Source organism: Massilia consociata (genome assembly GCF_042432755.1).
Lineage (GTDB): Bacteria > Pseudomonadota > Gammaproteobacteria > Burkholderiales > Burkholderiaceae_D > Telluria > Telluria consociata.
The window spans coordinates 1-1689 of the sequence record NZ_JBHLWP010000028.1; the positions used below are offsets into that span (position 1 = coordinate 1).

Here is a 1689-nt window from a genome sequence, read left to right on the forward strand (position 1 = left end):
CCCAGACTGTGTAAAAACTCATCAGCTGGATCCGTAAGCCGAATTGTACGGCTCACGGTCTATTTAGAAGCCTATAAAAGCGCCATAGTCGTGGCCGACCTGTTTTTCAGTCCTCGACAAGACCAGCAGCAAGAACGCTCCAAACAGCCCGGTTTGCGGCAAAAAACGGGCGTACGCCCTGATCGCCGCCAGCATGCTCCGCATGCCAAGCAGCGTGAGCAAACGACTGAAGTTGTAAGCCAGCACATGCAGGCTCATTTCGATCTTTACACGCTCCAGGCCTTTGGTTAGGAAGTGCGTGGATCCCATCCATGCCTTAATCGTGGCATAGGGATGCTCGACGGTTGAACGTCGGATGCGCATGGCGTCGGGTGTCTGTTCAAGACGCGCCTGCATGTCGTCGAGCACGTCCTGATGTTCCCAGCGCGTCACACGCCGCTGCGCGCTCGGCGTGCACCTGTCCTTGAGCGGGCAAGCCTTGCAGTTCGAGCTCCAATAGCGGTGATTCGTCATGCCTTTCTCGACGCTGGAAAATCGCCATATCAAGGCTTCGCCGGCCGGGCAGCGATACTCGTTCTTTTCGGGATCGTAGATGAAGTCGGCCTTGTCGAATCGGCCATCGGCCTTGGCCACGGAAGTCTTCGTAGGCGGCACCAAAGCACGTATGCCCGCCTCATGACAGGCCAGGATTTCCTCGCCTTTGAAGTAGCCTCGGTCGGCAATGGCGGTCAATGTCGCCGTACCGATCGCTGTGCGGGCCTTCTTTGCCATGCCGGACAATTGATCACGGTCGCTGCCATTGTTGGTGACCTCGTGCTCGACGATCAAATGGTGTTTGGCGTCGACCGCAGTTTGCACGTTATAGCCCACGATGCCTGAGCCGCGCGTCATCATTGAACGCGCGTCCGGATCGGTGAGCGAGATCTGCGTTTCGCCAGTCTTTTCCAGCTTCGCTTCGATTTCCTTGAGCGTAGCCATCTGCGATCTCAGCGCTGCGATCTTGTCGTTCAGGCGAACGCTTTTCGCTTGCGCAGCAACTGGTTGCTGCCGGTCCGCCGAGTCCAGTTCTGCCAGATAGCGACTGATGTTCGCTTCGATCTCCGCCATCCTGCGCTTAAGCTTGGCATCGGTGAAGTTGCGGTCGCTGCTGTTGACGGCCTTGAACTTGCTGCCGTCGATCGCCACGACTGCATCCGAGAACAGATCCAGCTGCTGGCACAAGACGACGAACTGCCTGCAGACGTTGCGAATGGCTTTGCCGTTGTCTTTGCGGAAGTTAGCTATCGTCTTGAAGTCCGGGGCCAGGCGCCTGGTCAGCCACATCAGCTCGACATTGCGCTGCGCTTCGCGCTCGAGCCTGCGGCTCGACTGGATGCGGTTCAGGTAGCCGTAGATGTAGAGCTTGAGTAGTACAGCCGGGTGGTACGCTGGCCTACCAGTCTTTGCAGGCACTACCCGCGCAAAACCCAGGATGGCCATGTCCAGCTCATCGACGAATACGTCGACTACGCGAACTGGGTTTTCCTCGGTGACGTAGTCCTCCAGGTGCTCTGGAAGTAGCGTGCCTTGCCCGCGGTCTTCGCCTTCAATAAAGCGCTTCATTTGGCACCCCAGTGATGAGATACTGGCTCAACGTTTACCGAACCCGGTTCGTTTACAAGGTCACAAGGTTTTTACACAGCCTGGGCC

At 57.4% G+C, this 1689-nt stretch carries 1 pseudogene; it reads right to left on the bottom strand.

Annotated features, from left to right (window positions below):
- Positions 1–174 precede the first annotated feature (174 nt).
- Positions 175–1602 (bottom strand): annotated as a pseudogene (locus ACFFJK_RS21620) (IS1182 family transposase); the annotation flags it as partial.
- Between the last annotated feature and the right edge of the window lie 87 nt (positions 1603–1689).